This window comes from Pseudonocardia sp. DR1-2, assembly GCF_023717215.1.
GTDB classification, from domain to species: domain Bacteria; phylum Actinomycetota; class Actinomycetes; order Mycobacteriales; family Pseudonocardiaceae; genus Pseudonocardia; species Pseudonocardia alni.
Genome location: NZ_JAMQOF010000001.1, coordinates 270,113 through 293,557, shown reverse-complemented (window position 1 = coordinate 293,557; position 23,445 = coordinate 270,113). Strand labels below are relative to the sequence as shown.

22 protein-coding genes and 1 pseudogene are annotated in these 23,445 nt (G+C 75.3%); 3 read left to right on the top strand and 20 right to left on the bottom strand.

Annotation, left to right across the window (positions count from 1 at the left end):
• Positions 1 to 26 precede the first annotated feature (26 nt).
• The 9 genes from secG to uvrC all read right to left on the bottom strand — a co-directional run bounded on the left by secG (position 27) and on the right by uvrC (position 9,426).
• On the bottom strand, positions 27 to 260 hold the full coding sequence (secG, locus tag ND486_RS01350) for a preprotein translocase subunit SecG (RefSeq protein WP_020627703.1): 234 nt from the start codon (positions 258 to 260) through the stop codon (positions 27 to 29).
• A gap of 107 nt (positions 261 to 367) precedes the next feature.
• Positions 368 to 1,156, bottom strand: coding sequence for a triose-phosphate isomerase (gene tpiA, locus ND486_RS01345; RefSeq protein WP_062395591.1), 789 nt, complete (start codon positions 1,154 to 1,156; stop codon positions 368 to 370).
• Positions 1,156 to 2,337, bottom strand: a complete 1,182-nt coding sequence (gene pgk / locus ND486_RS01340) for a phosphoglycerate kinase (RefSeq protein ID WP_251782390.1) — start codon at positions 2,335 to 2,337, stop codon at positions 1,156 to 1,158. The genes tpiA and pgk overlap by 1 nt, the downstream gene beginning before the upstream one ends.
• A complete protein-coding gene (gene gap, locus ND486_RS01335; RefSeq protein ID WP_073574708.1) occupies positions 2,334 to 3,347 on the bottom strand; it encodes a type I glyceraldehyde-3-phosphate dehydrogenase in 1,014 nt (337 codons plus the stop codon). The genes pgk and gap overlap by 4 nt, the downstream gene beginning before the upstream one ends.
• 313 nt (positions 3,348 to 3,660) lie before the next feature.
• Positions 3,661 to 4,398, bottom strand: a complete 738-nt coding sequence (locus tag ND486_RS01330; RefSeq protein ID WP_208821206.1) for a hypothetical protein — start codon at positions 4,396 to 4,398, stop codon at positions 3,661 to 3,663.
• Between the two features lie 105 nt (positions 4,399 to 4,503).
• Entirely contained in the window at positions 4,504 to 5,499 is a 996-nt protein-coding gene (gene whiA / locus ND486_RS01325) for a DNA-binding protein WhiA (protein ID WP_062395598.1), read from the bottom strand.
• Positions 5,490 to 6,521, bottom strand: coding sequence for a uridine diphosphate-N-acetylglucosamine-binding protein YvcK (yvcK, locus tag ND486_RS01320; RefSeq protein ID WP_251782975.1), 1,032 nt, complete (start codon positions 6,519 to 6,521; stop codon positions 5,490 to 5,492). Before yvcK ends, whiA begins: the two co-directional genes overlap by 10 nt.
• 29 nt (positions 6,522 to 6,550) lie before the next feature.
• The gene (gene rapZ, locus ND486_RS01315) at positions 6,551 to 7,450 is read right to left on the bottom strand and encodes an RNase adapter RapZ (protein ID WP_208821208.1); all 900 of its coding nucleotides are present in this window, start codon (positions 7,448 to 7,450) and stop codon (positions 6,551 to 6,553) included.
• Positions 7,447 to 9,426, bottom strand: a complete 1,980-nt coding sequence (gene uvrC, locus ND486_RS01310) for an excinuclease ABC subunit UvrC (RefSeq protein WP_208821210.1) — start codon at positions 9,424 to 9,426, stop codon at positions 7,447 to 7,449. The genes rapZ and uvrC overlap by 4 nt, the downstream gene beginning before the upstream one ends.
• A gap of 190 nt (positions 9,427 to 9,616) precedes the next feature.
• On the opposite strand from uvrC, the gene ND486_RS01305 reads away from it, so the two are divergent.
• Together ND486_RS01305 and ND486_RS01300 are read left to right on the top strand one after the other, a co-directional pair.
• On the top strand, positions 9,617 to 9,949 hold the full coding sequence (locus ND486_RS01305; protein WP_251782389.1) for a DUF2786 domain-containing protein: 333 nt from the start codon (positions 9,617 to 9,619) through the stop codon (positions 9,947 to 9,949).
• Positions 9,949 to 10,416: a hypothetical protein gene (locus ND486_RS01300; RefSeq protein WP_251782388.1), complete on the top strand. Its 468-nt coding sequence runs from the start codon at positions 9,949 to 9,951 to the stop codon at positions 10,414 to 10,416. Before ND486_RS01305 ends, ND486_RS01300 begins: the two co-directional genes overlap by 1 nt.
• A 4-nt stretch (positions 10,417 to 10,420) precedes the next feature.
• On the opposite strand, the gene ND486_RS01295 is transcribed toward ND486_RS01300, so the two are convergent.
• The 11 genes and pseudogenes from ND486_RS01295 to metK all read right to left on the bottom strand — a co-directional run bounded on the left by ND486_RS01295 (position 10,421) and on the right by metK (position 22,522).
• The gene (locus ND486_RS01295; RefSeq protein WP_374107477.1) at positions 10,421 to 10,924 is read right to left on the bottom strand and encodes a PH domain-containing protein; all 504 of its coding nucleotides are present in this window, start codon (positions 10,922 to 10,924) and stop codon (positions 10,421 to 10,423) included.
• A gap of 31 nt (positions 10,925 to 10,955) precedes the next feature.
• A complete protein-coding gene (gene ribH, locus ND486_RS01290) occupies positions 10,956 to 11,447 on the bottom strand; it encodes a 6,7-dimethyl-8-ribityllumazine synthase (protein ID WP_251782387.1) in 492 nt (163 codons plus the stop codon).
• Positions 11,448 to 11,516: 69 nt separating this feature from the next.
• Entirely contained in the window at positions 11,517 to 12,785 is a 1,269-nt protein-coding gene (locus ND486_RS01285; RefSeq protein ID WP_251782974.1) for a bifunctional 3,4-dihydroxy-2-butanone-4-phosphate synthase/GTP cyclohydrolase II, read from the bottom strand.
• A 74-nt stretch (positions 12,786 to 12,859) separates the two neighbouring features.
• Positions 12,860 to 13,492: a riboflavin synthase gene (locus tag ND486_RS01280; RefSeq protein WP_251782386.1), complete on the bottom strand. Its 633-nt coding sequence runs from the start codon at positions 13,490 to 13,492 to the stop codon at positions 12,860 to 12,862.
• Positions 13,493 to 13,504: 12 nt separating this feature from the next.
• Positions 13,505 to 14,536, bottom strand: coding sequence for a bifunctional diaminohydroxyphosphoribosylaminopyrimidine deaminase/5-amino-6-(5-phosphoribosylamino)uracil reductase RibD (gene ribD, locus ND486_RS01275; protein WP_251782973.1), 1,032 nt, complete (start codon positions 14,534 to 14,536; stop codon positions 13,505 to 13,507).
• Positions 14,537 to 14,606: 70 nt separating this feature from the next.
• Complete coding sequence (gene rpe / locus ND486_RS01270; RefSeq protein WP_073575281.1) at positions 14,607 to 15,293, bottom strand: ribulose-phosphate 3-epimerase; 687 nt, start codon at positions 15,291 to 15,293, stop codon at positions 14,607 to 14,609.
• Positions 15,294 to 15,370: 77 nt separating this feature from the next.
• Positions 15,371 to 16,822 (bottom strand): annotated as a pseudogene (locus ND486_RS01265) (RsmB/NOP family class I SAM-dependent RNA methyltransferase); the annotation flags it as partial.
• Positions 16,823 to 17,538: 716 nt separating this feature from the next.
• Entirely contained in the window at positions 17,539 to 18,471 is a 933-nt protein-coding gene (fmt, locus tag ND486_RS01260) for a methionyl-tRNA formyltransferase (protein WP_251782385.1), read from the bottom strand.
• Entirely contained in the window at positions 18,468 to 19,016 is a 549-nt protein-coding gene (gene def / locus ND486_RS01255) for a peptide deformylase (protein ID WP_062403164.1), read from the bottom strand. The genes fmt and def overlap by 4 nt, the downstream gene beginning before the upstream one ends.
• Before the next feature lie 103 nt (positions 19,017 to 19,119).
• Positions 19,120 to 21,222 carry a primosomal protein N' gene (locus ND486_RS01250; protein WP_251782384.1) on the bottom strand — a complete coding sequence of 701 codons (2,103 nt, stop codon included), beginning with the start codon at positions 21,220 to 21,222 and terminating at the stop codon, positions 19,120 to 19,122.
• 97 nt (positions 21,223 to 21,319) lie between these two features.
• Positions 21,320 to 22,522, bottom strand: coding sequence for a methionine adenosyltransferase (gene metK, locus ND486_RS01245; RefSeq protein ID WP_238590020.1), 1,203 nt, complete (start codon positions 22,520 to 22,522; stop codon positions 21,320 to 21,322).
• A gap of 346 nt (positions 22,523 to 22,868) precedes the next feature.
• On the opposite strand from metK, the gene ND486_RS01240 reads away from it, so the two are divergent.
• Complete coding sequence (locus ND486_RS01240) at positions 22,869 to 23,390, top strand: hypothetical protein (RefSeq protein WP_224402321.1); 522 nt, start codon at positions 22,869 to 22,871, stop codon at positions 23,388 to 23,390.
• Positions 23,391 to 23,445 lie beyond the last annotated feature (55 nt).

The following is a 23,445-nucleotide window of genomic DNA, read 5'->3' as shown; positions in this document are numbered from 1 at the left end:
CCGTTCCCTCTCGTCCGTCCGAGGTGTCAGCCGGTGGCCAGCAGCAGGCCGTTGCCGACCACCGCGATGAGCCAGATGAGACCGACGAAGACCGTGTAGCGAGCGATGTTGCGGTCCGCCGCCGCCGAGCCGGACAGGCTCGACTGCACGCCGCCACCGAAGAGACTGGTCAGACCACCACCCTTGCTGCGCTGCAGCAGGACCATCGCGATCAGCAGGAGGCTGGTCACGATCAGGATGATCTGGAGGGTCAGGATCACGTGCGCTTCCCCATCAGTGGTCGCTCGCCGGAGTGGGGAGAGAATACTCCAGCGGCCCCGGCCCCCACTGACAGGGGACCGGGGCCGCGGGACGGGAACGGGGCCGCCTACGGCAGCGGACCACCCGCGGCGATCGCCGACAGCTTGGCGAACTCCTCGGCGTCGAGGCTGGCGCCGCCGACGAGTGCGCCGTCGACGTCGGTCTGGGCCACGATCTCGCCCACGTTCGACGACTTCACCGAACCGCCGTAGAGGACGCGGACCGTCCCGGCGACCTCGTCGGAGTACAGCTCGGCCAGCGTCGCCCGCAGCGCGGCACAGACCTCCTGCGCGTCGGCCGGGCCCGCCACCTTGCCGGTGCCGATCGCCCAGACCGGCTCGTAGGCGAGCACGAGACCGGCCGCCTGCTCGGCGGTGACGCCCTTCAGCGCCCCGCGCAGCTGGTCGGTGCAGTGCTGCACGTGGGTGCCCGCCTCGCGGACGTCCAGGCCCTCGCCGACGCACAGGATCGGGGTGATCCCGTGCTTGAGCGCGGCGAGCACCTTGGCGTTGACGACCGCGTCGTCCTCGCCGTGGATCTCGCGACGCTCGGAGTGCCCGACGGCGACGTAGGTGCAGCCCAGCTTGGCCAGCATGACGCCCGACACGTCACCGGTGTAGGCACCGGAGTCGTGCGGGGACAGGTCCTGGGCGCCGTGCACGAGGCGCAGCTTGTCGCCGTCGATCAGCGTCTGCACGCTGCGGATGTCGGTGAACGGCGGCAGGACGGCCACCTCGACCTTGTCGAGGTACCGGTCGGGCAGGGCGAAGGCGAGCTTCTGCACCACCGCGATGGCCTCGAGGTGGTTGAGGTTCATCTTCCAGTTGCCCGCGATGAGGGGCTTGCGGGTGGCCATCAGGCGTCCTCCTCCAGCACGGCGACGCCCGGCAGGGTCGCGCCCTCCAGGAACTCCAGGGACGCGCCGCCCCCGGTGGAGATGTGGGAGAACGCGTCCTCGGCGATGCCGAGCGCCCGGACCGCGGCGGCGGAGTCCCCGCCACCGACGACGGAGAAGGCGTCGCCGTCGGCGATCGCCTGCGCGACACCGCGGGTGCCCTCGGCGAACGGCGCCAGCTCGAACACGCCCATCGGGCCGTTCCAGAAGATCGTCTTCGCGTCGGCGATGCGGGCCGCGAACTCCCGCACCGAGTCGGGCCCGATGTCGAGGCCCATCCAGCCGTCGTCGATCCCGTCCACCGGCACCGTCTTCGTGTTCGCGTCCGCGGAGAACGCGTCGGCGACGACGACGTCGGTCGGGAGGACGATCTTGCCGGACTCCAGGAGCGTCCGGCAGGTGTCGACCTGGTCGGACTCCAGCAGCGAGGAGCCGACGCCGTGGCCCTGCGCGGCGAGGAACGTGAAGCACATCCCGCCGCCGACGAGCAGCGTGTCGACCTTCGGCAGCAGCGCCTCGATCACGGCCAGCTTGTCCGAGACCTTGGAGCCGCCGAGCACGACCGCGTACGGGCGCTCCGGCGAGCCGGTCAGGGTGCGGAGCACCTCGACCTCGGACAGGACGAGCCCGCCGGCGTAGGCGTCGAGCCGCTGCGCGACGTCGTAGACCGACGCCTGCTTGCGGTGGACCACGCCGAACCCGTCGGAGACGAACGCCGCGTCCTCGCCGACCAGGGCGACGAGCTCGTCGGCGAACGCGCCGCGCTCGGCGTCGTCCTTGCTGGTCTCGCGGGCGTCGAACCGGATGTTGTCCAGCAGCACGACGTCGCCGGCGGCCGTCGACGGGAGCGGGGTGCCGAGCTCGACCAGGCGCACCGGGGCGCCCAGCAGCTCGCCGAGCCGCTGCGCGACCGGGGCCAGCGAGAGCTTCTCGTCGGGCCCGTTCTTCGGGCGGCCCAGGTGCGCGGTGACGACGACCTGCGCGCCCGCACCGGACAGCGCCTGGATCGTCGGCACCGACGCACGGATGCGGCCGTCGTCGGTGATGTTCCGGTCGTCGTCGAGGGGAACGTTCAGATCGGAGCGGACCAGCACGGTCCGGCCCTGTACGCCCTCGGCGACGAGGTCGTCGAGGGTCCTCACAGCTTCGACGCCACCAGACCGGTGATGTCGACGAGGCGGTTGGAGTAGCCCCACTCGTTGTCGTACCAGCCGACGATCTTGACCTGGTTGCCGATGACCTTGGTCAGGCCCGAGTCGTAGATGCACGAGTGCGGGTCGGTCACGATGTCGGAGGAGACGATCGGGTCCTCGGTGTACTTGAGGACGCCCTTCAGCGGGCCCTCCGCGGCCGCCTTCATCGCCGCGTTGATCTCGGCGGCGGTGACCTCCTTGCGGACCTCGACGGTCAGGTCGGTGGCCGAGCCGGTGGGGATCGGCACCCGCAGCGCGTAGCCGTCGAGCTTGCCCTTGAGGTGCGGCATGACCAGCGAGATCGCCTTCGCCGCACCGGTGGAGGTGGGGACGATGTTCAGGGCGGCGGCGCGGGCGCGGCGCAGGTCCTTGTGCGGGCCGTCCTGCAGGTTCTGGTCCTGGGTGTACGCGTGGATCGTGGTCATCAGACCCTTCTCGATCCCGGCCAGGTCGTCGAGCACCTTCGCCATCGGCGCGAGGCAGTTGGTGGTGCAGGACGCGTTCGAGACGATGGTCTGCGAACCGTCGTAGTCGCCGTCGTTGACGCCCTTGACGATGGTGATGTCCTCGTCGGTCGCCGGGGCGGAGATGACGACCTTCTTGGCGCCGCCGTCGAGGTGCTTGGCCGCGGCCTCGCGCTTGGTGAAGATGCCGGTCGACTCGACGACGACGTCGACGCCCAGGTCCTTCCAGGGCAGCTCGGCGGGGTCGCGGACGGCGAGGCCCTTGAAGCCCTTGCCGTCGACGACGATCTCGTCGCCCGAGGTGGTGACCTCGTAGGGCAGGCGCCCCAGGATCGAGTCGTACTTGAGCAGGTGCGCGAGCGTCGCGTTGTCGGTGATGTCGTTCACCGCGACGATCTCGATGTCCGTGGTGCCGGCGGCGCGCTGGGCGTCCACCGCCCGCCAGAAGTTCCGGCCGATGCGGCCGAAGCCGTTGACTCCTACGCGGACCGTCACAGATGCCTCCAGGGCTCGTCGTGCCTGTCGTCTTCTCCCCCGGCCCGCCGGGTCCCGGCGGTGGGGTGTGGCAGGTCGATCGCGGGTCGGCGCCCGTGGCGGGCGCCGGCGCGTGCCGTGCTCGGCAGCCACCCTATCGGCGCATCGGCCCTCGCGACCCCCGTAGGGCCCGTGACCTGCGCCGCGCTCGGGGATCGGGCGCGGTCGGACCGCTCCGGACGGGCCCCGGTGTGGGGACGGACCGGTACCGGCCGGTATCCGGACACACGACGGCCCCGTGCCCGGGCGGGTCACGGGGCCGTCGCGGGCGTGCTCAGGCCAGGCGGAGCAGGCGGCGCCAGCCGGGACGGGTGTCGGGGACGCCGGCGGCGGCGCGCTCGTCGTCGGAGAAGCCGTCGACGGGCTCGTGCGGGCGGCCGTCGCGGGCCCGGGTCACGAACGCCGAGGCCGCGGACAGCGCCGCGGTGACCCCGGCCGCGCCGGGACCGGCGGTGATGGTGGCGGTGACCGGCACGCCGAAGCGCTCGGCCCCGTCGCCCGCGGGCCGCTCGGCGACGGCGACGGCGGCGTCCCCGCCCTCGCCCCGGTTCTCCCCGGACGCGGCCGCCCGCGCGCCCGCGGTGGCCGGGATCGTGCCGGTGGTCACGTCGACCAGCACGAACTCCCAGGCGTAGGTGCTCTGCTGGTGGACGATGCGCTCGCGGACGGCGGAGGTGTCGCCGACGGCGCCCTCCCCGACGAGCAGGACGACGACCCGCTCGGGGCGGTCGGCCTCGTCGCGGGCGGCGAGCTCGTCGCCGACGGCGCCGAGCAGCCGGGCCGCGCCGCCGCGCAGGTCGGGGCCGCCGAGCGGGCGCAGCTTCGCGGGCAGTGCGGTGCGGGCCTCGGCGGCACCGACCGGGACGGCGGGCGGGTGCGTGCCGTCGGGCAGCGAGCGGGTGAGGTCGTCCCCGGTGGCGACGACGACCTGCAGGTGACCGTCGTGGGCGTCCTGCTCGGCGAGCAGGTCCGCGAGACCGGAGCGCAGCGCGGGCAGGAGCGGCCGCAGCATGCTGGATCGATCGAGATGAACGGCGAGGAGGGTGGAGCCCGGGATCGTCACGGCGGCATCATGCCCGACGCCCCGCACCCCCCTCGTGACGGGGTGTGACCGCGGTCAGCGCCCGCCGCCCTCCTCCTCCAGCATCTCGGCGGTGACGGCGGACTCGGTGTCGGGGATGCCGAGCTCGGCGGCCTTCTTGTCCGCGGTCTGGAGCAGCCGCCGGATCCGGCCGGCTACGGCGTCCTTGGTCATCGGTGGGTCGGCCAGCTGGCCCAGCTCCTCCAGCGACGCCTGGGTGTGCTCGGCCCGCAGCCGCCCGGCGGCCTGCAGGTGCTCGGGCACCTCGTCGCCGAGGATCTCCAGGGCGCGGCTGACCCGGGCCGCCGCGGCGACCGCGGCCCGCGCCGAGCGGCGCAGGTTGGCGTCGTCGAAGTTCGCGAGCCGGTTGGCCGTCGCCCGGACCTCGCGGCGCATCCGGCGCTCCTCCCAGGACAGGACGCTCTGGTGGGCGCCCATCCGGGTCAGCAGCGCGCCGATCGCGTCGCCGTCGCGGACCACGACCCGGTCGGCGCCGCGCACCTCGCGGGCCTTCGCCGCGACGCCCAGCCTGCGTGCCGCGCCGACCAGGGCCAACGCGGCCTCGGGGCCGGGGCAGGTGACCTCCAGTGCGGAGCTGCGGCCCGGCTCGGTGAGCGACCCGTGCGCGAGGAACGCACCACGCCAGGCGGCCTCGGCGTCGGACAGGTCACCGGAGACCACGGGCGGCGGCAGCCCGCGCACCGGGCGGCCGCGGTTGTCGAGCAGCCCGGTCTGGCGGGCGAGTCCCTCGCCGTCGCGGATCACCCGGATCACGTAACGGGCGCTGCGGCGCAGACCGCCCGCGGTGATCACGTGCGCGTCGGCGGTGTGGCCGTAGAGCTCGTGGATCTCGCGGCGCAGCCTGCGGGCGACCGAGCCGGTGTCGACCTCGGCCTCGATCACCACCCTGCCGCCCACGATGTGCAGGCCGCCTGCGAAGCGGAGCAACGAGGCGACCTCCGCGCGCCGCGACGACTGCTTGGTGACGGTGAGCCGGCTCAGCTCGTCCTTCACCGTGGCGGTCATGGCCATCGGGAGCTCCTTCCGCGCTGCGGGCTGTCGTGCTGCGGCCTGTCGTGCGTGCCGTTCTCCGCCGGGACCCGGCCGGGGGTCAGAGCGCCGAACACGTCGGCGAGTGCCCCGGCCAGTGCGTCCGGGTCGTGCCGCGGGGTCGCCGCCCGGGCGTCGGCGACGGCGGCCGGCCACACCCGTCCGCCGGGGACCAGCAGGTCGGCGGCGGCCGCGTCCAGCCGGTCCGGCAGGCTCACCGACCCGGCGTCGGCCAGGACGGCGTGCACCCGCAGACCGGGAGCGTGCCCGGACAGTACTTCAAGGTGCTGTTCGGGGGAGAAACCGGCGGTCTCCCCCGGCTCGGGGGCCAGGTTGAGCAGCACGACCCGGGCCGCCGGGGTCTCCAGCAACGCGTCGCGCAGCCCGGGCACGAGCAGGTGCGGGAGCACGCTGGTGAACCACGAGCCGGGTCCGAGGAGCACGACGTCGGCGTCGCGCACCGCGCGGACGGCCTCGTCGCAGGCGGGCGGGTCGGCGGGCCGCAGCCAGACCCGGCGCACCCGGCCCGGGGTGGAGGCGACGGCGACCTGACCGCGGATCAGGTGGGCGCCGTCGACGCCGTCCAGCGCGACCTCCGCCTCGATGTCCAGCGGCACCCGGGCCATCGGCAGGACCCGTCCGGCGCAGCCCATCAGCTCGCCGACGGTCGCCAGTGCGCGCACGGGGTCGCCGTCGCGTTCCAGCAGCCCGGCGAGCAGCAGGTTGCCCACCGCGTGCCCGGCCAGGGCGCCGGTCCCGCCGAAGCGGTGCTGGACCAGCCCGGACCAGAAGCGGCCCCGCTCGTCGTCGCCGGCCAGGGCCGCGAGTGCCATCCGCAGGTCGCCGGGCGGGAGCAGGCCGAGCTCGCGGCGCAGCCGCCCCGAGGACCCGCCGTCGTCGGCCACGGTGACCACGGCGGCGATGTCGGTGACCGGCGGGCAGCGGCGCAACGCGGTCAGCGTGGCGTGCAGGCCGTGCCCGCCGCCGAGCGCGACCACGCGCAGTCCCCCGGTGCGCTCGGGTGGGCGTGGGCTCACTCGCGCCCCATGTCGCGGTGCTCGACGTTGACCTGGATGCCCTCGCGGTCGGCGAGCCGGCGCCCGATCTCCTCCGAGATCGCCACCGAGCGGTGCTTGCCGCCGGTGCAGCCGACGGCCACGGTCAGGTAGCGCTTGCCCTCGCGCCGGTACCCGGCGCCGACGAGGTCGAGCAGCTCCAGGTAGCGGTCGACGAACTCCTCCGCGCCCTCCTGGGACAGTACGTAGTCGCTGACCTCCCGGTCGCGGCCGGTGAACGGGCGCAGCTCGGGGATCCAGTGCGGGTTGGGCAGGAACCGCACGTCGACGACGAGGTCGGAGTCCAGCGGCAGCCCGTACTTGTAGCCGAACGACAGCACCGTCACCCGGGTCGCGGCATGCGCGCTCTCCTGGGCGAACGAGCCCTCGATCCGGGTCCGCAGGTCGTGCACCGACAGGTTCGAGGTGTCGACGACGAGGTCGGCGTCCTCGCGCAGCGGCCGCAGCACCTCGCGCTCGGCGTTCAGGCCGTCGGTGATGCGCCCGGCGCCCTGCAGCGGGTGCGAGCGGCGGTTCTGCTCGAAGCGGCGCACCAGCACCGCGTCGGAGGCCTCCAGGAACAGCAGCTTGGGCCGGTAGCCGCGGCCGTCGAGGTCCTTGATGACGGCACCGAGGTCGTCGGTGAACGCGCGGGAGCGCACGTCCATCACCACCGCGATCCGGGCCACCTCGCCCCGGGCCCGCGATCCCAGCTCGACCATCGTGGCGATGAGCTCGGGCGGCAGGTTGTCCACCACGAACCAGCCCAGGTCCTCCAGGACCTTCGCCGCGGTGCTGCGCCCGGCCCCGGACAGGCCGCTGACCACTGCGACCTCGATCCCCGGGCCCGCGGTCACCTCGCCGTTGTCGTCGGTCATGCCTTCTCCCCCTCGGTTCCGGCGTGCAGGGCCGCGACCACGGACTCGGCGGTCCGGCGACCGAAGCCGGGCACACCGGCGATCTCGTCGACGTCGGCGGCGCGCAGCTTGCGCACCGACCCGAAGTGCTTGAGCAGCGCCTGCTTGCGGGCCGGGCCGAGCCCGGGGACCCCGTCGAGAGCGGACGCCGTCATGCCCTGCGAACGACGCTGGCGGTGATAGGTGATGGCGAACCGGTGCGCCTCGTCCCGGATCCGCTGCAGCAGGTAGAGCCCCTCGCTGGTGCGGGACAGGATCACCGGGTCGGTGTCGTGGGGAAGCCAGACCTCCTCGAGGCGCTTGGCGAGCCCGCAGACCGCGACGTCGGTGATCCCCAGCCCGGCCAGTTCCGCGGCCGCCGCGTCGACCTGCGGCTTCGCGCCGTCGACGACGAGCAGGTTCGGCGGGTAGGCGAACTTCTTGGGCCGCCCGGTCTCGGGGTCGATCCCGGTGCGCACGGTGTCGCCGGGCGCGACCTCCCCGGAGCCCTCGGTGGGGGCCGGCTCGTCGGCGGTCTCGGCCAGGTAGCGGCGGAACCGGCGGCGCACGACCTCGGCGATCGAGGCCACGTCGCCCTCGGCGGCGGCCTCACGGATCTCGAAGCGGCGGTACTCGGACTTGCGGGGCAGCCCGTCCTCGAAGACCACCAGCGACGCGACCACGTTCGTGCCCTGCACGTGGCTGATGTCGATGCACTCGATGCGCAGCGGCGCCTGGTCGAGCTCCAGATTCTCCTGGATCTCCTGCAGCGCGGCCGACCGGGCGGTGAGGTCCCCGGCGCGGCGCAGCTTGTGCTGGGCGAACGCCTCCTTCGCGTTCCGCGCGACGGTCGCGGCGAGGTCCCGCTTGTCGCCGCGCTGCGGCACCCGGATCCCCACCCTGGAGCCGCGCAGCCCGGTCAGCCAGCGCTCCAGCGCGGGCGTGTCGGAGGGCAGCACCGGGACGAGGATCTCCTTGGGCACCGGCTGCGCCGCGTCGTCGGCGGCGCCGGCGAGGGCGTGCTGCTCGCCGTAGAACTGGGAGACGAACCGCTCGACGAGCTGCTCGGTGTCGGTCGGCTCGACCTTGTCGATCACCCAGCCGCGCTGGCCGCGGACCCGGCCGCCGCGGACGTGGAAGACCTGGACCGCGGCCTCCAGCTCGTCCTCGGCGAAGGCGACCACGTCGGCGTCGGTGCCGTCGCCCAGCACGACGGCCTGCTTCTCCAGGGCGCGGCGGAGCGCCCCGAGGTCGTCGCGCAGCCGGGCCGCGCGCTCGAACTCGAGGTTCTCCGAGGCCTCGGCCATCTCGCGTTCGAGCTGGCGGACCATCCGGTCGGTGCGTCCGGACAGGAAGTCGGAGAAGTTCTCGACGATGTCGCGGTGCTCGTCGGCGGTGACCGTGCCCACGCAGGGGGCGGAGCACTTGTCGATGTAGCCGAGCAGGCAGGGCCGCCCGATCTGGCCGTGCCGCTTGAAGACCCCCGTCGAGCAGGTGCGCGCGGGGAAGACCCGCAGCAGCAGGTCGAGGGTCTCGCGGATGGCCCAGGCGTGGGCGTACGGGCCGAAGTAGCGGACGCCCTTGCGGCGCGGGCCGCGGTAGACGTGCAGCCGCGGGTACTCCTCGTGCATCGTCACGGCGAGCACGGGATAGCTCTTGTCGTCGCGGTAGCGGACGTTGAACCGCGGGTCGTACTCCTTGATCCAGTTGTACTCGAGCTGGAGGGCCTCGACCTCGGTCCCGACGACCGTCCACTCCACCTTCGCCGCGGTGGTGACCATCTGCCGGGTGCGCGGGTGCAGGCCGGACAGGTCGGCGAAGTAGGAGTTCAGCCGCTGCCGCAGGCTCTTGGCCTTGCCGACGTAGATCACCCGGCCACGGGGGTCGGAGAAGCGGTACACCCCAGGCGACTCCGGGATCGTCCCGGTCGCCGGACGGTAGGTGCTGGGGTCGGCCATGGTGACTCCCAGGGTAGTTGCGGGCACCGACGGTCCCGGTCCGGCCCCGGCCTCGGCGCGGGCCCCGGACGAGGTGTAGGGACGCGTGTCGGCCGGGGACCTCGCGCGGCCCCACCGGAACTGTCGGTAGGGTCCGGTACACCTCGCCCTCGAACACGAGTTCGACCATACCGAGCCCGAGGAGACCGCCGTGAGCACCGCGCAGGAGACCGGCCCCCGCACCGACATCGGCACCGCGCCGGGTGAGCAGGTGCCCGGGGCCCGGCTGGACCGGATCCGCAAGCTACTGGCGAAGGCGGAGCGGGCCGGCACGCCGGACGAGGCCGAGATCTACACCGACAAGGCGTTCGCCCTGATGGCACGGCACGGGATCGACGAGGCGCTGCTCGCGGCGGCCCCGGCGCCGGGGCGGCGCGGGCCGACCCGATCGGGCGGAGCCGGATCACCGTCGACAACCCCTACAGCGGGGCGAAGGCGCGGCTGCTGGGGTGGACGGCGTCGGCGCTGCGGTGCCGCTGGGTGATGCACGACCAGCGGGGCGGCTCGGTCGCCGCGGTCACCGTGTTCGGGTTCGCCTCGGACCGGGAGCGGGTGGAGCTGCTCTACACCTCGCTGTTGCTGCAGGCCACGGCCGCGCTGGCCGCGGTCCGCCCGCCGGACCCCGGCGAGTCGGTGGCGGCCTACCGGCGGTCCTGGATCTACGGCTTCGCGGGCCGGGTGTACGAGCGGTTGTGCGAGGCCGAGCGCTCCGCGCTGGGCGAGACCGAGGCGGAGACCGGGCGGGCGGCGGCGTCGACCGAGCTGGTGCTGGCCGACCGGGGCGCCGAGGTGGACCGCGCCTACGACGCCGAGTTCGGCCGGCTGCGCCGCGCCCGCCGCCCGCAGGTGTCGGGCAGCGGTTTCCGGCACGGGGCCGCCGCGGCCGACCGGGCCGACCTGGGCGGCCCGCGCCTGGACGGCCGGGCCGGGGCGCCGAGCATCGGCGCCTGACCCGTCACTCCCCCAGGACGGCGGTGCGGTGCAGGGTGCGCAGGGTGCGGACGTGGCGCACGGCCAGCCCGCGGTCGACGGCCTGCACGGCGAGCACCGACTGGTACTCGTCGTCGGGCAGCTCCAGGCGGGCCGAGGCGGCACCGTCGGGGAACGAGACGCCGTGCACGTCGGCCCAGTCGTACCACCGGGCGGTGATGACGTTGCGGACCTCGATGCCGTGGCTGTCGGCGCGCACCCGGGGGCGGGCCATGAGCAGCAGACCGCCGGCGACGAACGCCCCGATGACCATCATCGCGACCTGGTCGGCCGGCTGGAAGATGACCCCGGTGTCCTCGGCGGGCATGAAGTAGGCCGCGATGAGGAAGAACACCATCACGCCGGCGGCGCTGAGCCAGGCGGTCCAGCGGATGACCCGCGGGCGCAGGGTCACCGCGTCCGGTCCGGGTCCGGTCCGGGTCTGCGCCGCCGGGGCGGGGGCGGTGGAGTCGGTCGGCTGCTCGGTCACTGGAGTCTCCCTGTGCTGACCCGGGTCGGGATCACGGGCGGGTCGGGGCGCCGGCGCGCAGGTCGCGCAGCGTCAGCGCCGATTCGAGTGCGGCGATGCAGGCCTCGGACCCCTTGTCCTCGGCGGCGCCCGGCGCACCGGAGCGGTCGACCGCCTGGTCCACCGTGTCGGTGGTGAGCACGCCGTTGCCGACCGGGGTCGACTCGTCGAGCGCCACGCGGGTGAGGCCCGCGGTGACGGCGTCGCAGACGTACTCGAAGTGCGGGGTGCCGCCGCGGACGACGACACCGAGCGCGACGACGGCGTCGTGGCCGCGGGCCAGCTCCTGGGCGACGACCGGCAGCTCGACGGTGCCGGGTACCCGCACGACGGTGGGCTCGGCACCGGCCTCCCGGGCCGTGGCGACCGCCCGTTCCAGCAGCCGGTCCACGATCTCGGCGTGCCAGCGGGCCGCCACCACCCCGACCCGCAGTCCGCTCGCGTCCAGCTGCGTGGCCCCGGAGGGCCGGCCCTCACCGCTCATGGGCCGATTCTCGCCTCCCGGCCCGCGCGCCGCGCCACGGGGTCTCCCGGTGCGCGGTGCGCGGCCGGGTCACAGCGCCGGATCGGCGACCTCGCCGAGGTCGGGCAGGTCGTGGCCCATCCGGTCGCGCTTGGTACGCAGGTAGCGCAGGTTCTGCGGGGTCGCGCGCACCGGCATCGGCTCGCGGCCGACCACGCGCAGTCCGTAGCCCTCCAGCCCGGCCCGCTTGTCCGGGTTGTTGGTGAGCAGCCGCATCGACCTGACGCCGAGGTCGGCGAGGATCTGGGCGCCGATGCCGTAGTCCCGGGCGTCGGCGGGCAGCCCCATCGCGAGGTTGGCGTCGACGGTGTCGGCGCCGGCCTCCTGGAGCTGGTAGGCCTGCAGCTTGTGCAGCAGGCCGATCCCCCGGCCCTCGTGTCCGCGCATGTAGAGCACGACGCCGCGGCCCTCCTTCGCGACGGCCTCCAGGGCCGCGTCGAGCTGGGGGCCGCAGTCGCAGCGCAGCGAGCCGAGGACGTCGCCGGTGAGGCACTCGGAGTGCACCCGGACGAGCACGTTCTCGCCGTCGTCGGCGGGGGTGGCGATGTCGCCCATCACCATGGCGATGTGCTCGGTGCCGTCGAGGGTGCAGTCGTAGCCGTGCGCGAGGAAGTCACCGTGGCCGGTGGGGATCCGCGCGGTGGCGACCCGCTCGACGTGCTTCTCGTAGCGGCGCCGGTAGGCGATGAGGTCGGCGATGGTGATCAGCGTGAGGTCGTGGTCGGCGGCGAACACGCCGAGCTCCTCGCCGCGGGCCATCTCGCCGGTGTTCTTCTCCGAGACGATCTCGCACAGCGCGCCGGCGGCGGGCAGGCCCGCCATCCGGGCGAGGTCGACCGCGGCCTCGGTGTGCCCGGGGCGGCGCAGCACGCCGCCCTCGCGGGCCTGCAGCGGCACGACGTGACCGGGCCGGACCAGGTCGTGCCGGTCGGTCCCCGGGTCGGCGAGCGTGCGGATCGTGTGCGCGCGGTCCTGGGCGGAGATGCCGGTGGTGATGCCCTCCTTCGCGTCCACGGTGACCGTGTACGCGGTGCGGAAGGAGTCGCGGTTGGTGTGGTGCATCGGCGGCAGGTCGAGCCGCTCGCAGGCCTCCCCGGTGATGGCCACGCAGACGTAGCCGGAGGTGTAGCGGACGGTGAACGCCAGCAGCTCCGCGGTCGCCTTCGACGCGGCGAAGATCAGGTCGCCCTCGTTCTCGCGGTCCTCGTCGTCCATCACGACGACCGGCTTGCCCTCGGCGATGTCGGCGATGGCCTTCTCGATCTGGGCGAAGCGCTCGGCCCGCTCCGAGGGGGACATCGCGGTGTGCGGGGCGTCGGGCAGCTTGCCCGACCCCTGGCCTGCCGGAGTGACCGGCGACGTCAACGGCTCGCTCACCGGGCGGCCCCTTCCTGTCCGGACCCGGGCCCCTGCAGGTACCCCGCGGTCATGCGTTCCACGTACTTGGCGATCACGTCGACCTCCAGGTTGACCGGGTCCCCCGGGGTGCGCGACCCCAGTGTGGTCTCGGCGAGGGTCGTCGGGATCAGCGCCACCCCGAACCCGTCCGGGTACACGGTGGCGACGGTCAGCGAGACACCGTCGACGGCGACGGAGCCCTTCTCCACGACGTAGCGGGCGAGCTCGGCGGGCAGCGAGAAGCGGACCTCGTCGCTGCGCTCGCCGGGGGTGCGGGAGACGACGGTGCCGACGCCGTCCACGTGCCCCTGCACGATGTGGCCGTCGAGCCGGCCCCCGGCGGGTACGGCGCGCTCCAGGTTGACCCCGGACCCGGCGCCGACGGCGCCGAGCGAGGTCCGCTTCAGCGTCTCGGGCACCAGCTCCAGGGTGAGCGTGGCCGCGCCCGGCCCGGTGACGACGGCGGTGAGGCAACAGCCGTTCACCGCGACCGACTCCCCGTGCCCGACCTCGGCGGCCAGGGCCGCGCGCACGGTCAGCACGACGACGTCGTCGTCGGTGCGGACGTCGACGACCTCGCCGACCTCCTCCACGATCCCGGTGAACATCGCCCGTCCCTCCTACTGCGGCACGTCCGGCCCGGTCGGGCCGGATGCCGGTCGTGCGTCGATGACCACGTCGTCGCCGGCGCGGTGGACCTCGTCCACGTGCAACCGCACGATGTCGGCGATCGTTACCACGCCCGCGTCGCCGAGGGCGTGCGGTCCCGCGCCGAGCAGGGCCGGGGCCAGGTGCACGAGCACCCGGTCGACGAGTCCTGCGGCGACGAACGCACCGGCGAGGGTCGGTCCGCCCTCGAGGAGCACGTCCACCACGGTCCGGTGGCTGAGCTCGGCGAGCACCTCCCCCGGATCGCGGGTGCGGAGGTGGACCACGTCGGCGGTGCCGGTTTCGTCGGTCCGGGCCAGCCGGGCGCCGGGCGGGACGTCGCGGTGTCCCACCACCACCCGCAGGGGCTGGTGGTCGAACAGGGTGCCGTCGGGCCGGCGGGCGGTCAGCGCCGGGTCGTCGGACAGGACGGTACCCGTGCCCGCGACGATCGCGTCCATCCTGCGGCGCAGGTCATGCACCGTGCCGCGCGCGACCGGGCCGGTGATCCAGCGGCTGGTGCCGTCGGCGGCGGCGACGCGGCCGTCGAGCGTGGTGGCGACCTTCCAGGTCACGTGGGGACGTCCGGTGCGCGTGCGGTGCAGCCAGCCGCGCAGCGGACCGAGCGCGACCTCGTCGGCGAGCGTGCCGAGTGTCACATCCACCCCGGCGGCGCGCAGCCGGTCCAGACCGCCCGCGGCGACCGGGTTCGGGTCGGCGACCGCGGCGTGCACGCGGGCGACACCCGCCTCCAGGAGAGCTCCCACGCACGGCGGGGTGCGGCCGGTGTGGTTGCACGGTTCGAGGGTGACCACCGCGGTGCCGCCCGCGGCCCGCGCGCCCGCCGCGGCGAGTGCGACCCGTTCGGCGTGCGGGCCGCCGGGTGGCGCGGTGGCGCCGACGCCTGCCACCTCGCCGTGCCGGTCGAGGATGACGCAGCCGACCGCCGGGTTGGGGCTGGTCGTGCCGTGGACCTCCACGGACGCGGCCAGCGCACGGCGCATCGCCGCCACCGTGCGGCGGTCCGGGCCGGTCGGGTCGTCCACTGCTCCTCGCTCCGGGGCCGGGGCGGGCTCAGCCGGCCCAGCGGTGCGGGTTCGCGCGGCGGACGCTGTCGCGCAGCGCGGCGACGGCGCGGCCCGGGTCCTCGGCGCCGTAGACCGCCGACCCGGCGACGAAGCAGTCGACGCCGGCCTCGGCGGCCGCGTCGATGGTGTCGGCGTTGATGCCGCCGTCGATCTCGACGAGCACGGTGAGGTGCCCGGTGTCGACCAGGTTGCGGACGGTGCGGACCTTGTCGAGGACCTCGGGGATGAAGCTCTGCCCGCCGAAGCCGGGCTCGACGCTCATGACCAGCAGCGTGTCGTAGTGGCGGAGCACCTCGACCCAGGGGTCGAGCGGGGTGCCGGGCTTGATCGACAGCCCGGCGAGGGACCCGGCGGCGCGCAGGTTCTTGGCGAGCATCACCGGATCGTGGGCGGCCTCGGCGTGCACGGTGACGTTGCGGGCGCCCGCCTCGGCGTAGCCCGGGGCCCAGCGGTCCGGGTCCTCGATCATCAGGTGGCAGTCGAGCGGGATGTCGGTGGCGGCGCGCAGGCTCTGCACCACCGGCAGGCCGAGCGTCAGGTTCGGCACGAAGTGCGCGTCCATGACGTCGACGTGCAGCCAGTCCGCGCCGTTCCCGGTCCCGTCGCCGCCCACGGCGGCGGCCTCCTCGCCGAGTCGGGCGAAGTCGGCCGAGAGGATGCTGGGCGCGATCATCGGGTGCACGCCGAGGAGGTTACTGGCCGCTCGCCGGCGGCCCCGCACCCGTGGGCGAGGCCGCCGTCACACCGCGGTCAGCCCTCGAGCGGTCGGCGCAGCAGCGCCAGGAACATCGCGTCGGTGCCGTGCACGTGCGGCCACAGCTGGACGGTCGGCCCGTCCCCGAGGCCGGGGACCTCGCCGGGCAGCCAGGCGCGCGCGTCGAGCTGGTCGACGGCACCGGCCGGGCCGGGGCGTCCCTCGCGGCCGACGATCCGGCCGACGACGCCGACGGTCTCCGACACGTGCGGCGAGCAGGTGACGTAGGCGACGACGCCGCCGGGGCGGACGTGCCGCAGCGCGGCGACGAGCAGCTCGCGCTGCAGCCGGGTCAGCGTCGCGATGTCCTCGGGGCGGCGCCGCCAGCGGGCCTCGGGGCGGCGGCGCAGCGCGCCCAGCCCGGTGCAGGGCGCGTCGACGAGCACCCGGTCGTAGCCGCCGTCGGGCAGCGGGGCCTCCCGGCCGTCGGCGACGTGCACGGTGACCGGCAGCTCCGCGACGGACCGGCGCACGAGGTCGGCGCGGTGCTCGCTGGACTCGACCGCGTCGAGCGTCCCGCCCCGCGCGGCGACGAGCCCGCCCAGCAGCGACGCCTTGCCGCCCGGCCCGGCGCACAGGTCGAGCCAGCGGCCGGTGTCCTCACCCAGCAGCTCGGCCCGGGCGAGCGCGGCGGCGACGAGCTGGCTGCCCTCGTCCTGGACGATCGCGAGCCCCTCGGCGACGGCGTCGAGCTCGCCGACGTCGCCGCTGCCCGGTTCCAGGTGCACCCCGTAGGGCGAGTAGGGCGCCTGCTCGCCGCCGGTGGCCAGGGCCAGCTCCTCGGCGGTGATCTCACCGGGCCGGGCGAGCAGGTGCACGCGCGGCCGGGTGTCGTCGGCGGCGAGGGCGGCGGTCAGCTCCTCGCCGGTGCCGCCGAGCGCGTCGGCGAAGGCCTGCGCGATCCAGCGCGGGTGGGCGTGGCGCAGCGCGGCGTCGCCGACCGGGTCCTCGGCGGGGTCGGGGGCGAGGCGGTCGAGCCACTCGGCCTCGGTGTGCTCGCCGATGCGGCGCAGCACCGCGTTGACGAACCCGGCCGACTGCGAACCGTGGTCGGACCGGACCAGCTCGACGCAGGTGGTGACGGCCGCGTGGTCGGGCACCCGGGTGCGCAGCAGCTGGTAGGCGCCCAGGCGCAGCGCGTCGAGCAGGGCGTGCTCGATCTTGGCCAGCGGGCGGTCGGTGCAGGCGTCGATGATCGTGTCGAGCAGGCCCTGGGCGCGCAGGGTGCCGTAGCCGAGCTCGGTCGCCAGGCCGGCGTCGCGGTCGCGCAGCCGGTGGCGGCGCAGGATGCCGGGCAGGGCGAGGTTGGCGTAGGCGTCGCGCTCGCGGACGGCGGTCAGCAGCTCGTAGGCCGCCTGCCGGGCGGGGTCGACGGCCGGGGGCCTGCCGGGGCCGCTGCGGCCACGGGGCGGGCCGGAGTTGCGGGGGCCGGAGGTGCGCTCGCGGCGGGGGCCGCGGTCGCCGCCACGGTCCCCGCGGTCGTCGTGGCCGCCGCGGCGGTCGTCCCCGCGGTCGGGGCGGGGGCGGTCGCCCTGCGGGCGGTCACTGCGGGGACGGTCGCTGCGCGCGCGGTCGCCCTGGGGTCGGTCGTCACGTCGGCGGTCGTCGCGCCGGTCGGGGCGGGGCCCGTCGCCGCGGGCGCGGTCGCCGCGCGGGCGGTCGTCACGATCCCTGTGCGGGCGGTCCCCACGGGGACGGTCGTCGCGGGAGCGGTCCCCGCCGTCGCGCGGGCGGGCCACGTCGCCGCCGGAGCGGGAGTGGCTGGGCCGGTCGGAGTCGCGCCACCCACCGCCACGGCGCTCCCCGGAGCCACCCGGACCACCGGAGCCGGACCCGCCGCGCCGGCCGCCGGACCCCGGGCCGCCGCCCCAGCCGGACCCGGTGCGCGGGCCGCGGTCGTCGCGCGACCGGTCACCGCGGGCCCGGTCGCCGCCCGACCGGTCACCGCCGGGCCTGTCGCCGCCGCGGTGCCGGTCGTCGCCGGCGCGCCGCTCGGGGCGGTCGGACCGGCCGGGCCGGTCGCGGTCGGGTCGGGGGTCCTGCTCGCTCACGTGGTCTCCTCGGCGGGGTCCGCCGTGGCCGGGGGCCGGCCGTCGTCCGGGATGTCGGGAAGTCGGTGTGGTGTCGGGAGGTCGGTGCGCCGGACCGGGGCGGGTGGCGGCGGTCAGCCCAGGTACTCGACGCCGTCGATCCGGGCGCCGCGGGCCCAGTCCGGCGCGGGCATGAACCGCTTGCCCTTCGGCTTCACCTCGCCCAGCTCGACCGGGACGGTCGCGGTCCCGGCCAGCACCCGGCGGCGCTCGACCCGCAGCTCCCCCGGAGCGAGCTCCACCTCACCGGTGCGCAACGGGCGGACCGGGCCGAGCCCGAGGCGGTCGTCGCGGAACCCGCACCACGCACCGGGCTCGGGGGTGACCGAGCGGATCAGCCGGTCCAGCGCGGCGGCCGGGGTGGTGAAGTCGGCGCGGGCATCGGAGGTCGTGACCTTCGGCGCGAGCGAGACCCCCTCGGCGGGCTGCGGGACGGCGGTCAGCGTGCCGTCGGCGATGCCGTCCAGGGTCGCGGCGAGCAGCCGGGCACCGGACTCGGCGAGCCTGCCCAGCAGGTCGCCCGCGGTGTCGGTCGCGCCGACGGTCTCGGTGACCAGGCCGTAGGTGGGCCCGGTGTCCATGCCCTCCTCGAGCCGGAACGTGGTGGCGCCGGTGACGTCGTCGCCGTGCCGGATCGCGGACTGCACCGGGGCCGCGCCGCGCCAGGCGGGCAGCAGCGAGAAGTGCAGGTTGACCCAGCCGTGGACGGGCACGTCCAGCACCGGGCGGGGCAGCAGCGCCCCGTAGGCGACGACCGGTGCGCAGTCCGGGGCGAGCGCGCGCAGGGTGTCGAGGAACTCCGGGTCCGACGGCTTCGCGGGGGTCAGCACCGGGACCCCCGCCGCGTCGGCGAGCTCACCGACCGGGGAGCGGGTGAGCCTGCGGCCGCGCCCGGCGGGGGCGTCCGGGCGGGTCAGCACCGCGACGACCTCGTGGCCGGGGTGCTCCAGCAGCGCCCGCAGCGACGGCACCGCCGGGTCGGGGGTGCCGGCGAACAGCAGCCTCATCGAGCCTTGCCGAACATGGGGTGCGGGCTCGCCTTGACCACCGGCTCGGGCTCGCCGAACCAGGCGGCCTCCCGGATCTCGCGCATCGCCAGCTTGCGGGTCTCGGCGTCGAGCCGGTCGACGAACAGCACGCCGTCGAGGTGGTCGGTCTCGTGCTGGATGGCCCGCGCCAGCAGCTCGGAGCCCTCGACCACCTGCGGCTCGCCGTGCATGTCCCAGCCCCGCGCGACGACGTGCAGCTTGCGCCGGCAGTCCCAGCCGAGCCCGGGGATGGACAGGCAGCCCTCCATGCCGAACTGCTCGTCCTCGCCGACGGCCTCCCAGGTCGGGTTGACCAGGTGCCCGGAGAAGCCGTCGCAGTCGTAGACGAACACCCGCTTGCCGACGCCGATCTGCGGCGCGGCCAGACCGGCGCCGCCCTCGTCGTGCATGGTGTCGGTCAGGTCGCTGACGAGCTTGCGCAGCTCCGCGTCGAAGTCGGTGACCTCGGTGGCGCGGGTGCGCAGGACCGGGTCGCCGAACAGCCGGACGGGCTGGATGGGCACGGGCTTCCCCTCACGGCGGACGAGTGCGGTGATCAGCGCTCCATTGTGCCACTGCGGCACCGCCGCTCCCGTCCGGTGTCACGGCGGTGACGCGGCGCACCGCTCAGTCGATCTCGTCGGGGTCGAGCCGGACCCGGACGGTCTCGGGGGCCTTGCGGGCGGTGCGCAGGGCCTGCGCGTCGTGCAGGGCACGGGCCAGATCGCGACCGGCGCGGCGCGGGACCCGCAGCAGCGCACGCTCGCGGACCTCGTCGGCGGCGCCGTGACCGGCGCCGGGCCGGTCCGGCGGGTCGATCTCGACCGGTCCGAGCAGCTCCACCCCCTCGGGCGGGGCCGGGTCGACGCGCCCGGTGCCGAGCACCGCGTCGCAGATCTCGGCGACGGCGGCGGGCGGCCCCTCCACCGAGGCCATCCGGATCGCGGGCGGGAACCCCACCTCGGCGCGTTCGGCGAGCTCGGCCTCGGCGTGCCCGGCCGGGTCCCACCGCACCAGCGCCTGCACCGTCGGCACCGACGCCTCGGCCACGACGACGACCCGTCCGCCGTCGGTGTGCGGCACGACCCCGGCGGCCGCGGCGAACCAGCGGCGCAGCGTCTCCTCGGCGACGCGCAGGTCGGGCCGGGCGAGCATCGCCCAGCCGTCGAGCAGCAGCGCGGCGCCGTAGCCGGCCCCGCCGCCGTCGACGACCGGCTCCGCCCCCGGCGTGGCGACGACCAGCGCGGGCCCGGCCGGGACGGTGTCGAGGACCTCGGCGCCCCCGCCGGAGGTCCGCACGGTGATACCGGGGAAGGCGCGACCGAGCTCCTCGGCGGTGCGCCCGGCGCCGACCACTCCGGCCCGCAGCCGTCGCGACCCGCAGTGCCCGCAGCGAAACGCCGGCTCGGCCCGGCCGCACCAGCGGCAGGCGGGCAGTGCACCCTCGGAACCCGCGCCGGAACGCGGCAGGCCCAGCGGGCCCGCGCAGTGCCGGCAGCGGGCGGCGTCGCGGCAGGACGCGCACGCCAGGAACGGCAGGTAGCCCGACCGCGGCACCTGCACCAGCACCGGGCGCCCGGCGGTCAGCGCGGCGCGTGCGGCCTCGAACGCGACGCCCGGGACGCGGGCCGCGCGGGCGGCCGGGTCACGCACGAGCTGGGTGTCGGTCTCCCCGATCGCGGTGACCCGTGGCATCCGGGCACGCACCCCGGCACGGTCGGCCGCGATGGGACTCGCCCAGCGGGTCTCGACGAGCACCTGCGCCTCGGCGGTCCGGGCGAACCCCGCGAGCAGCAGCGCGGCGCCCTCGCGGTGCGCGCGCAGCACCAGTACGTCGCGGACCTGCGGGTAGGGGGCGCGGGGCTCGGAGTGGGAGTCGTCGCCGTCGTCCCAGACGGCCAGCAGGCCGAGCTCGCCGAGCGGGGCGAACGCCGCGGACCGGGTGCCGACGACGACGCGCACGCTCCCCCGCCGCACCGCCAGCCAGCGCCGGTAGCGCTCGGCGGGCCCGAGCTCCGCGGTCAGGGCGACCACCCCGTCCTCGCCGAGCAGCGCCGCGCAGGCGCCGTGCAGCCGGGCGACGTCGCGCTGGTCGGGGACCACGAGCAGGGCCGAGCGGCCGGCCGACCGGGTGGCGACGGCGGCCTCGGCCAGCCGGGCCGCCCACTCCTCCCCCGGCAGCGCCTGCCAGACGGCGTGCGCGGCGCGCCCGCCCGCCAGCGCGTCGAGGAACGCACCGCCGCGCGGGTAGGCCTCCCAGCCCGCACGGTCGACCGGGGCGGGCTCGGCGGCGCCGCGTTCCCGCGGGGTCTCGGACTCGACGCGGGCGTGCCGGGCGGGTACCGCGAGGCGCACGACGTCGGCCATCACCCCGGCGTAGCGGTCGGCGACGGCCCGGGCCAGCCCGGCCACCTCGGCGGTGAGCACCGGTTCGGGCGAGACGACCTTGTCGACCCAGGCGAGCTTCCCGGCGTGGGCGGTGTCGTCGGAGCGCTCCAGCAGGAACCCGTCGACCAGCCGGCCGGCGAACCGCACCCGCACCCGTACACCGGGGACGGCGGCGTCGTCGAGATGGGTCGGGACGCGGTAGTCGAAGGCCCGGTCCAGGTGCGGCAGCGCGACGTCGACCAGCACCCGCGCGACCGGACGGGCCGGGGCGGGCTGCCACTGCCCCCGGTCGCGCCCCGGGCGGCGGGCGCGGGCCGCCGGGGCCGTACGCGGAGAGCTCACGCCGAGGGTCTACCACGCGGCACCGACGCCCCCCGGAGACGCCCGTGGCCGCCGACCGCGCGGGGCGGTCGACGGCCACGGGGCACGTGCTCGGCGCTCAGCCGCCGGCGACCGACTTCAGGGCGTCGGCGCGGGAGGTGTCCTCCCACGGCAGCTCGACGTCGGTGCGGCCGAAGTGGCCGTACGCGGCGGTCGGGCCGTAGATCGGGCGCAGCAGCTTCAGGTCGCGGATGATCGCGGCCGGGCGCAGGTCGAAGACCTCCTCGATGGCGGCCTGGATCCGCGCCGGGTCGACGTTCTCCGTGCCGAAGGTCTCCACGAACAGCCCGACCGGGGCGGCCTTGCCGATCGCGTAGGCGACCTGGACCTCGATCCGCCCGGCGAGCCCGGCGGCGACGGCGTTCTTGGCGACCCACCGCATGGCGTACGCGGCGGAGCGGTCGACCTTCGACGGGTCCTTGCCGGAGAAGGCGCCGCCACCGTGGCGGGCCATGCCGCCGTAGGTGTCGACGATGATCTTGCGGCCGGTGAGGCCCGCGTCACCCATCGGGCCGCCGAGCACGAAGCGGCCGGTCGGGTTGACCAGCAGCCGCGGCTGCGACGGGTCCCAGCCCAGCGCCTCCACCTCGGGGGTGACGACGTGCTTGAGGATGTCGGGGGCCAGCATGCCGTCGAGGTCGACGTCCGCGGCGTGCTGGGAGGACAGGACCACGGTGTCGAGGCGGACCGGCTTGTCGCCGTCGTACTCGATGGTGACCTGGGTCTTCCCGTCCGGGCGCAGGTACGGCAGCGTGCCGTTCTTGCGGACCTCGGTCAGCCGGCGCGACAGGCGGTGCGCCAGCGCGATCGGCAGCGGCATCAGCTCGGGGGTGTCCTCGCAGGCGTAGCCGAACATCAGGCCCTGGTCGCCCGCGCCCTGCTTGGCGATCTCGTCCTCGGCGGACTCGACGCGCTTCTCGTAGGCGGTGTCGACGCCCTGGGCGATGTCGGGCGACTGCGCACCGATCGCGATGTTGACGCCGCAGGACGCGCCGTCGAAGCCCTTGGCGGAGGAGTCGTAGCCGATCTCGAGGATCTTGTCCCGGACCAGCTGCGGGATCTCGACGTAGGCGTTGGTGGTGACCTCCCCGGCGACGTGCACCTGACCGGTGGTCACCAGGGTCTCGACGGCCACCCGGCTGCTCGGGTCCTGCGCGAGCATCGCGTCGAGGATGGTGTCGCTGACCGCGTCACAGATCTTGTCGGGGTGGCCCTCGGTGACCGACTCGCTGGTGAACAGGCGACGGCTCGTGGTTGACACGCGCAGTTTCTCCATCCCGTTGGAAACGTTCTCCGCTCCGGCGCGACGACCCCGCCGCGCTCGCTCGGACGCACGACCATGATCGCGAGCGCCCCTCGGGATGCAGGGTAGTCCAGACCGGCCGCCCGTACGGGACTCGCACGAGGGAACTCACACACGGAGCGTGACAACACCCGGCGAGCTCGCTACCCGGCGTCGCCGGATGGGGTGATTGACCCTCCGCTCACGAATCGAACGGGCGTCGGCTCGTTGGGCGGGACAACACCTCGCACGCCCCGCGGGGTCGCCCACGAACGGATCCGCACGGTGGCCGCCCCGGCCCCGGCGGCACGGAGGTTGTTCCACCATGAAGCCGAACTCGCGACGCGTCGCAGCCGTCCTCGGCGCACTGGCCGTGGCCGGCGTCACCACCACCGGGATCATCGCCGGCACCGCGTCGGCCGCCGGTACCGGCACCTGCACCCAGAGCGTCAACGTCCGCTCCGAGCCCGAGGCCGACGCGCCGATCGTCGGTGTGTGCGAGCGGGGTGAGTCCACCTCGACCGGGGAGACCCAGGACGGGTTCGTCGAGCTCCCCGAGTACGGCGGCTGGGCGATGTCCCGGTACGTCTCGACCTCCGGCGCCGAGCGCTCCGGGTCCTCGGAGGACTCGCTGACCCCGAGCAGCACCGAGCGGTCGGCCCCGTCGACCTCGTCGCCGTCGACCGCGAGCCCGCGGTCGACCTCCTCGGCGACGCCGTCCACGTCCTCGCCGCGGTCGACCTCGTCGGCCACGCCGTCCACGTCGGGTGAGGGGTCGGGCGAGGGGTCCGACTCCTCCTCCGACGAGGCGGAGCCGACGCGCAGCTCCTTCTTCGACGAGGACTGAGTCCGGTCGCACACGACGACGGGCCCGCGCCGGGAGTTCTCCGGTGCGGGCCCGT

What these genes read in the sequence shown, in the direction of transcription:
- tpiA (WP_062395591.1), bottom strand. Translation starts at nt 1,156, where the DNA reads ATGGCCACCCGCAAGCCCCTCATCGCGGGCAACTGGAAGATGAACCTC.
- ND486_RS01330 (WP_208821206.1), bottom strand. Translation starts at nt 4,398, where the DNA reads ATGCTGCGGCCGCTCCTGCCCGCGCTGCGCTCCGGTCTCGCGGACCTG.
- whiA (WP_062395598.1), bottom strand. Translation starts at nt 5,499, where the DNA reads ATGGCCATGACCGCCACGGTGAAGGACGAGCTGAGCCGGCTCACCGTC.
- rapZ (WP_208821208.1), bottom strand. Translation starts at nt 7,450, where the DNA reads ATGACCGACGACAACGGCGAGGTGACCGCGGGCCCGGGGATCGAGGTC.
- uvrC (WP_208821210.1), bottom strand. Translation starts at nt 9,426, where the DNA reads ATGGCCGACCCCAGCACCTACCGTCCGGCGACCGGGACGATCCCGGAG.
- ND486_RS01300 (WP_251782388.1), top strand. Translation starts at nt 9,949, where the DNA reads ATGCACGACCAGCGGGGCGGCTCGGTCGCCGCGGTCACCGTGTTCGGG.
- ribH (WP_251782387.1), bottom strand. Translation starts at nt 11,447, where the DNA reads ATGAGCGGTGAGGGCCGGCCCTCCGGGGCCACGCAGCTGGACGCGAGC.
- ND486_RS01285 (WP_251782974.1), bottom strand. Translation starts at nt 12,785, where the DNA reads ATGTCCCCCTCGGAGCGGGCCGAGCGCTTCGCCCAGATCGAGAAGGCC.
- ND486_RS01280 (WP_251782386.1), bottom strand. Translation starts at nt 13,492, where the DNA reads ATGTTCACCGGGATCGTGGAGGAGGTCGGCGAGGTCGTCGACGTCCGC.
- ribD (WP_251782973.1), bottom strand. Translation starts at nt 14,536, where the DNA reads ATGCGCCGTGCGCTGGCCGCGTCCGTGGAGGTCCACGGCACGACCAGC.
- rpe (WP_073575281.1), bottom strand. Translation starts at nt 15,293, where the DNA reads ATGATCGCGCCCAGCATCCTCTCGGCCGACTTCGCCCGACTCGGCGAG.
- fmt (WP_251782385.1), bottom strand. Translation starts at nt 18,471, where the DNA reads ATGAGGCTGCTGTTCGCCGGCACCCCCGACCCGGCGGTGCCGTCGCTG.
- ND486_RS01240 (WP_224402321.1), top strand. Translation starts at nt 22,869, where the DNA reads ATGAAGCCGAACTCGCGACGCGTCGCAGCCGTCCTCGGCGCACTGGCC.